Below are 7,546 nucleotides of genomic sequence, written 5' to 3'. Positions count from 1 at the left end.
ATCAAAAAAGAAAGGACTAAATCTGTCCTTTCTAGAGCTTAGCTTTTCTTCAACCCACTACAGTTGACAAAGAGCCTTTAATCCTCAAAGCTACAAGGGTAATACAAAAAGAGCCTGACTCCAGGCTCTTTAGTCTATTATTTCTTCTCAGCACGAAGGGCTGACAAGATTTGTGTACGGATATCATCCACACCATTTGGCGTATTTGGTAAAAAGATCGTTTGATTGCCTTTAGAGGCAAAGGTATTCAAGGTATCCAAATACTGGTTGGTCAAAAGAATGGACATGATTTGCTCTTCTGTCATACCAACATTGGCTTCCTTGAGTTCTGTGATAGACTCTGCCAATCCATCCACAATCGCCTTACGTTGTTGGGCAATCCCCACACCATGGAGGCGATCTTTTTCTGCTTCGGCTTCAGCTGCAGTGACGATTTTAATCTTATCGGCTTCCGCCAATTCTTGCGCTGCGACCCGCTTACGTTGCGCCGCATTGATTTCATTCATGGATTGCTTGACTTCTGCATCTGGTTCAACCTTGGTTATCAAGGTTTTCACAATAATGTAGCCGTAAGTTGTCATTTCTTCTGCTACTTGGTGTTGAACCTCAAGGGCAATCTCATCTTTTTTCTCAAATAATTCATCCAAGGTTAATTTTGGAACAGAAGAGCGAAGAGCATCTTCGATATAAGATTTAATCTGAGATTCTGGACGCATGAGTTTATAGTAGGCATCTGTCACGCTCTGCTCATTGACACGGTACTGAGTCGCCACATTCATCATAACGAACACATTGTCCTTGGTCTTAGTCTCAACCACAATATCACTTTGCAACAAGCGCAACTGAATCCGCGCTGCAATCGAGTCAATCCCAAAAGGCAAGCGAATATGAATACCGCTATTGGCAACCTTTTGGTATTTCCCAAAGCGTTCAATAATCGCCACCGACTGCTGACGAACCACATAAACTGTACTCAGTGTGACTATCACCAATAGGAGCACACAAACCACCACAAAAATCATCAAAAATGTTGTTATCATCGCGACGACCTCCATCATTATTTTTTTCTGTATTATAGCACATTTAAAGAAGGATGTGCAGTTTTTACTGCGATTTTTCCTGAAATGTCAATAATTAGAGGTGAATTGTCACATTGTCGTCAAATCTCTGTCAATTTAAGTTACATATGTTATAAACCGTGCTCAGAGTATTTCTAGTATCTAAGTACTATCTGAGCTTTACAAGTCGTGGACAAAGAAACGAAACAAGTAACGGTTAATCCCTTTAAAAGACTCACAAAAAACATCATTGAAGGGAACCGCACTCCAATAGTTCAAGCATTAAGCAATGTTGATAATCTAAATTTGATGTGTATACTATTTTTGTCATCGGTTACCGATTACATTCCTTACGGTTCGTGAAAGGAGTGAAACTAATGAGCCTTATCCCAGAGCTCGCTCTTACTATTATAGCGGATGTTATAGCAGGAATTATCTTGTATTTCGTTTGCAAATGGCTAGATGGTAAGAAGTAGACCGAATGACTAGCCTATCAACACCCGTTAAATCGCTAAGATACGTCAAAAAAGCCCTTAACTATGGCAGTAGTTAGGGGCTTTGGTGTTCTAATGAACCTTATCCGATAAAATTATTCTAACATATAAGCCCCGATATTTCAAAAGTTTTATTTATTTTTTAAAGTTCTGAAAGGTCTATAATGAAGCTAGCTATCTAGTACCCAAAAACCGACTAGCTCCTATGAACTAGTCGATTTCTCATCAATGCGCCAACATTTCTTGAGCAATTTCTTGGCCAGATAGGTTATCTGGGTAGTAGGTTGGCCAGTTATCCATTTCTTCAAAGAGGGCTTCTTGACTTGTGCCTCCAAAGAAAATATGGAAATGTTCTGCCTTAACTGGGGCGATATTATGGTCACTAAACTGAACATACTTGAACTGTCCAGCGTCTGCATCTGTGGCTTCAAAAAGGAAGCGCACGCCACGATTGCCTTTCTTGTAAGTTAAGATTTTCTTGCCAACATACTTGTAAGTATATTTCTTGCTTTGTCCACCTTGAACAAATTCCATAGTATTATCAGTAATGTTGATCTTAGTGACATCTGTCTGATAGCCTTTTGTATAGTAAGCCTTGTACTCAGCCTGGGTCATCTTACCAGTCAACTTAGCCTTGTAGTCAAAGACTTGATCAAACGTGCCATCTTCAAGGAAAGGATAAACTGATTGCCAGTTACCTGCATAGTCACTCAAAGTGCGGTCCTTGACGTCTGCATCCTCAAAGTAACCATTTTGAACTGTCTTGGTATCCTCTGCCTTTTCAGGTTCGATAGCTGAACCTTCTTGGTCCGTTGTTTGTTTCAGAGCCTTGAGGTTTTTCTCCATAACGGAGATGTAGTTTTCGCCAGCCTTGGTGTCCTCTTCTGTCAGACTTTCTAAAGGATTGAGGACATCTGTTTTGACACCTGCCTCTTTTGAAAGTGTGTTAGCAAGGGCTTGTGAGGCATTTTCTTCAAAGTAGATATATGCAATTTTATTTTTCTTGATGTACTCTGTCAATTCTGCCAGACGTGCAGCTGATGGTTCTGCATCTGGAGAGAGGCCTGAGATTGCGACTTGTTTGAGTCCATAGTCTAAAGCGAGATAGTTAAAGGCTGCGTGTTGCGTTACAAAGCTCTTTTGTTTTGCTTGAGACAATCCTTCTGCATAAGCCTTATCCAAGGCTTGTAATTTTTCGATATAGGCAGCAGCATTCTTCTCAAAGGTCTCTTTTTTATCAGGATAATCTGCTGATAAACTGTCACGGATATGCTCTACTAGTTTAATAGCACGAACTGGTGATAACCAAACATGGGGATCGAACTCATGGTGATGGCCTTCTTCGCCATGGTCATGGTCTCCCTCTTCTTCCTCACCACCTGGCAAAAGCAACATATCGCCTGTCGCCTTGATGGTTTTCACCTTTTTCTTATCCAAGGTATCTAGCAATTTAGGTACCCAAGTTTCCATGTTTTCATTTTCATAAACGAAGGTGTCTGCGTCTTGGATTTTGGCAACTGCCTTGGCAGACGGTTCATATTCATGGGGTTCTGTACCAGCACCGATGAGGAGTTCTACATTAGCAGTATCTCCTGCGACTTGCTTGGTAAATTCATAGACAGGGTAAAAGGTTGTCACAATATTGAGTTTGCCATCTGCCTGCTTTTGATTGGAACAAGCCACTAAAAACAGGGCACATAGACTGGCTAGCAATAAGCTAATTTTTTTCATGTTCATCTCCTATTTGATAAAACGTCTTACTAAACTGATTAGCAAGAAAACAGTTACAAAAATAATGGTAATACTTGCACTTGCAGGTGTTTCTGCATAGTAGGAAATGTAAAGTCCTGCTACCATTCCCAAAAATCCAATCGCACTGGCAAGCAACATAACTGATTTAAAGTTTTTCCCCAATCGCAGGGCAATACTAGCTGGCAAGACCATAATAGTCGATACCAGAAGAGCTCCCGCAGCTGGAATCATAAGGGCAATGGCCACCCCTGTCACCATGTTAAAAAGAATGGACATGGTACGCACTGGCAAGCCATCCACAAAGGCCGTATCCTCATCAAAGGTCAAAATGTACATCGGACGAAGGAAGAGGAAGGTCAAAATCAAAACAACCACCGCAATGACAAAGAGGGAAACAACCTGCTCTTCGCTGATAGTCACGATTGAACCAAAAAGATACTGGTCCAAACTCATTGAACTCGAGCTTTTACCCTTGCTCATCACAATCAGAGAAACAGCCAGACCTGTTGACATGAGGATAGCTGTCCCGATTTCCATAAAGCTCTTGTAAACCGTACGGAGATACTCCAGAAAGACCGCCGCAATCAAGACAATAGCAATAGTGGAAATAGTCGGAGAAATCCCCAAAACCAACCCAAAGGCTACACCCGAAAGCGAGACGTGGCTAAGAGTATCACTCATCAAACTCTGACGGCGTAAGATAAGGAAGGTCCCCAATACCGGCGAGAAAAGACTCATGGCAATAACCGCCAGAAAGGCACGCTGCATAAAGTCATAAGATAACAAACTAAGCATGGCCCACCTCCTGATCATTCTCATGAACGTTGAAACAACGCCATGGCGAGTCTTGGTTACGAACTAGATGAATATTGCGATCCGCATAGTCCTTAACTTCTTCAGGGTCATGAGTAATCATCAAAACAGCCTTGCCATGATGATGGGCGCTGTGATGCATGAGTTCGTAAAATTCGTTTTTACTTCCTGCATCCATCCCCGTTGTCGGCTCATCTAGGATAAACACATCTGGATCCGAAGCAAACATACGCGCGATTACCGCTCGCTGCTTTTGTCCTCCAGATAGAGAACCCAAGCGTTTGTCTCTGTGTTCCCACATGCCAACTGAGTCCAAACTAGCCTTGATATGCTCCTCATCATGAGCATTCAAACGACGGAACCAACCTTTTCGCGGATAGCGACCCGACTTGACAAACTCATAAACCGTACTTGGAAAACCAGCATTAAAACTGGCAATCTGTTGAGGAAGGTAAGCTATTCTCAATTTCTTACCCTGCGTATTTGTCTTTGAAATGGTCACCTTTCCAATGCGTGGCTGGAGGATTCCAAGACTGGCCTTGATCAGTGTCGTCTTAGCTGCCCCATTTTCCCCTGTCAAGGTAACAAATTCCCCACTATCAACACTATAATTGATATGTTCAAGAACGGGCTCCTTATCATAATAGAAGGATAAATCCTCTACCGTAATGTATCTCATTATTTGATTTCTCCCACTAAAGCAGTCAAAAACCGCTGGATCACTTTTTGTTCATTTGGAGTAAACTGAGTCGCCACTTGTTCATAGGTTAAAAGTGTATGCTCATGGTGATGATGGTGCTCCTCAGCGATTGGACGAGCCAAGTCAGTCAACTGATAAAAAATCACACGCGCATCCTTAGGATCCTTGGATGTCTCCAACATTCCTTCCTTGACCAAAGACTTAATGGCCTTGGTAACTGCCGCCTGACTGACATTGAGACGACGGGCCAATTCTGAATTTGTTAAAGATTCCTCTGACAAGAGCATGAGAATGTGCTCCTGAGTATTGGTCAGGGCCACCTCGCTAGTGCAATGACCTATTAGGATTTCATGCTGATTTTCTGCCTGCAAAATCACCTCATTCAAAAAGCCATCGATATCCTTAGCTAGCTGTCTCATATCTGACTCCTTTCCTTTTGGACTTCTCTTTTTTAAGAGAAAAATACTATTCTTTGGAATTTTATTTACCAGTTAATTATATCACAAGCAAAAAAAGAGTCAAGGGAAAGAGCTATAAAAACGTTTCCCTAGACTCCTATAGATTTGAAATTTAACTTATTTTTGCTGTGATTTTCGACTTACAAAGATACCTGCTAACCCTGCGACCATTCCCATGAAAAGCAAGAAAATAGATTGTTCACTACCTGTATTTGGAAGAACTTTTTCTGAAACGACTTCCTTCTTGCTAAATTGACCTGCCACCTCATAAGAAACTTTCACAGTAGTATTTGCATCACCTGTAGCTGCATCCGTTTGAGAAGTTTCTGTAGGTAGACTAAAGTTTTTAGAATCGACAGAAATCGTCCGTGAGTTTGGATTAATCTTTTCATACTGACTCAAATCAGCGGTTTTCAAATATTCTTCAAAGGCTGCATCCATAGAAGGACCTTCTTCTCGTGCATCACCTAACATAGTGTAGCCATCGCCTCCTGCAGCTAGGAAATCATTGGTTGCGAGATAGTAGATTTTTGCGAGATCAAGGAGCTCATAACGACTAGTCGCGCGATTTTTAACCTGGATTGCCAAAACACGTTTGCCTGATGGTAAGTTAGTATCATAGTAGACCTTCACACCTGAAACTTGCAAGAAGCCACCACTTGGTTCTAGCAATGGTTGTCCGTTCTCATCCAAGACCTTCTTGCCATCCTTATCGACCTGCAAGATAGATCCGAGTGATTTTTCAAACATATCCAAAACTTGTTGCCCAGTCACTTGGATTTGTGAGATGGTATTTCCAAATGGAAGAACGGCAATGACATTTCCTTTCGTAATCGGTTTGCCTTTTGCAATGGTTTCACGCAAGCCACCACCATTTGTCACAGCGATGTCTGTCGGATGGCTAAATCCTGTCTGACCGTACTGATAGAGGGAGTCTGCTACGACGTTTCCGAGGTTGGTTTCACGAACCCGAACATTTTCACGATCTCCGTTGAGTTCTACAGGGCTGTTTGAAACGACTTCAACAGCATTTTCAGCATCGTATTTTTGTTTAATGTCTTTGACTAGTTTTTCAACTGTTGGATTTGATGGTAGTTTTTTGGCATCAGCAGCCGCAATCTGAGTTGGATTTCCCAAAAGCTGGCGTGATTTGTAGGTGATTTTCCCTACATTATGAAGGTAGCTTCCTGTCTGGCTATAGGTAACATTTTCCCCATAGGTTGTTGATTCTACTGTATGAGAGTGAACATCGATTACTGTTACGCGTTTCCCTTTCAAACGAGGATTTTTAGACAAGGCTTCTGCCAAAGTTGAACCACGCCATTCGACTGGTGTTGTCGTATCTACACCTAAGTGAGCGAGGACGACATAGTGTTTGTAGTCCTTGCCTTCGGAACTTGACTTGGCTTGCACTTCTTCAATAACCTTATTCACCTCTGTGATTGGATCTGTAAAGGTTACCCCTTTGACATTTTTAGGGTGAGTTTTGGTAGCTGTTTCCGGTGTTGTCACGCCAATTACAACAAACTCATCACCTTCCACAGTCTTATCTTTGTCAACGATTGTAGAAGATTCAAAGAGACGGGTACCATTGACATAGGTATTTGAGCTAAGTAATGGGAATTTCAAGATTTCCTTGTATTTCTTAGCTTCATCTAAACCAAAGTCAAACTCATGGTTTCCTACTGCCATGGCATCATACTGCATCTGATTGAGAATTTCGGCGCGTGCTTCACCCTTTGTAGAGTTGGAAATCGGTAAACCTTGGAAGGCGTCTCCAGCATCTACGACGAGAGTATTTTGATTTGATTTCGCGCGTTCCTGCTCGATAACAGTCGCTAGCTTGGCATCTCCAATAACGCCCTTTTCCTCTACGATACGACCATGAACATCATTGGTGTGTAAGATAACGGTGTCTTTTTCTTCGTTTTTAGTAGACTCAACAGGAGCTTCCTTTGCTTCCTCAGAAACAGTAGGTGTGGGAGTCCCCGACTCTGTTGTTGGAGCCGCGGGAGCTACTACAGCAGGTGACTTCTCTATAGAACTAGCCGTTTCATCAGCATAAGCATGCCCAGCCAATAAGACTGGGACCAATAGGGCTGACGATAAGACAGGTAACAAGAAACGTTTATTCATTTTTAAATCCCTTTATTTTTCTCATTCATACTATATTATACGCTATTTACAAAATTTTTGGGCTCTATAATATTTGTAGTGGGTAAATCCCCTATGGATCTTATGGAGCCTTTTTTGTGTAGAAAAAAAGTCCCA

At 41.9% G+C, this 7,546-nt stretch carries 6 protein-coding genes; all 6 read right to left on the bottom strand.

Translation table 11 applies throughout. From position 1 onward, the window contains the following. Window positions 1-137: 137 nt before the first annotated feature. The 6 genes from QP439_RS08560 to nt5e all read right to left on the bottom strand — a co-directional run bounded on the left by QP439_RS08560 (window position 138) and on the right by nt5e (window position 7,411). Window positions 138-1,022 (bottom strand): SPFH domain-containing protein, encoded by an 885-nt coding sequence (locus QP439_RS08560; RefSeq protein WP_004235732.1) that lies wholly within the window; start codon window positions 1,020-1,022, stop codon window positions 138-140. A gap of 755 nt (window positions 1,023-1,777) precedes the next feature. Then, window positions 1,778-3,283, bottom strand: coding sequence for a zinc ABC transporter substrate-binding lipoprotein AdcA (gene adcA / locus QP439_RS08555; protein ID WP_000724048.1), 1,506 nt, complete (start codon window positions 3,281-3,283; stop codon window positions 1,778-1,780). A gap of 9 nt (window positions 3,284-3,292) precedes the next feature. Beyond that, entirely contained in the window at window positions 3,293-4,099 is an 807-nt protein-coding gene (locus QP439_RS08550; RefSeq protein ID WP_000950033.1) for a metal ABC transporter permease, read from the bottom strand. After that, complete coding sequence (locus tag QP439_RS08545; RefSeq protein WP_001269496.1) at window positions 4,092-4,796, bottom strand: metal ABC transporter ATP-binding protein; 705 nt, start codon at window positions 4,794-4,796, stop codon at window positions 4,092-4,094. The genes QP439_RS08550 and QP439_RS08545 overlap by 8 nt, the downstream gene beginning before the upstream one ends. Beyond that, window positions 4,796-5,236, bottom strand: a complete 441-nt coding sequence (adcR, locus tag QP439_RS08540; protein ID WP_001249314.1) for a zinc-dependent transcriptional regulator AdcR — start codon at window positions 5,234-5,236, stop codon at window positions 4,796-4,798. The genes QP439_RS08545 and adcR overlap by 1 nt, the downstream gene beginning before the upstream one ends. A 156-nt stretch (window positions 5,237-5,392) precedes the next feature. Continuing rightward, on the bottom strand, window positions 5,393-7,411 hold the full coding sequence (gene nt5e / locus QP439_RS08535; protein ID WP_084928022.1) for a cell surface ecto-5'-nucleotidase Nt5e: 2,019 nt from the start codon (window positions 7,409-7,411) through the stop codon (window positions 5,393-5,395). Window positions 7,412-7,546: the final 135 nt, after the last annotated feature.

The sequence above is a fragment of the Streptococcus sp. UMB1203 genome (genome assembly GCF_030217725.1).
Classification (GTDB): Bacteria; Bacillota; Bacilli; order Lactobacillales; family Streptococcaceae; genus Streptococcus.
The sequence above is the reverse complement of the archived record's forward strand: the minus strand, read 5'-3'. Positions and strand labels throughout refer to the sequence as shown.

Excerpts from the sequence above, each read along its gene's own strand:
- QP439_RS08560 (WP_004235732.1), bottom strand. The coding sequence starts at position 1,022 with ATGATTTTTGTGGTGGTTTGTGTGCTCCTATTGGTGATAGTCACACTG.
- adcA (WP_000724048.1), bottom strand. The coding sequence starts at position 3,283 with ATGAAAAAAATTAGCTTATTGCTAGCCAGTCTATGTGCCCTGTTTTTA.
- QP439_RS08550 (WP_000950033.1), bottom strand. The coding sequence starts at position 4,099 with ATGCTTAGTTTGTTATCTTATGACTTTATGCAGCGTGCCTTTCTGGCG.
- QP439_RS08545 (WP_001269496.1), bottom strand. The coding sequence starts at position 4,796 with ATGAGATACATTACGGTAGAGGATTTATCCTTCTATTATGATAAGGAG.
- adcR (WP_001249314.1), bottom strand. The coding sequence starts at position 5,236 with ATGAGACAGCTAGCTAAGGATATCGATGGCTTTTTGAATGAGGTGATT.
- nt5e (WP_084928022.1), bottom strand. The coding sequence starts at position 7,411 with ATGAATAAACGTTTCTTGTTACCTGTCTTATCGTCAGCCCTATTGGTC.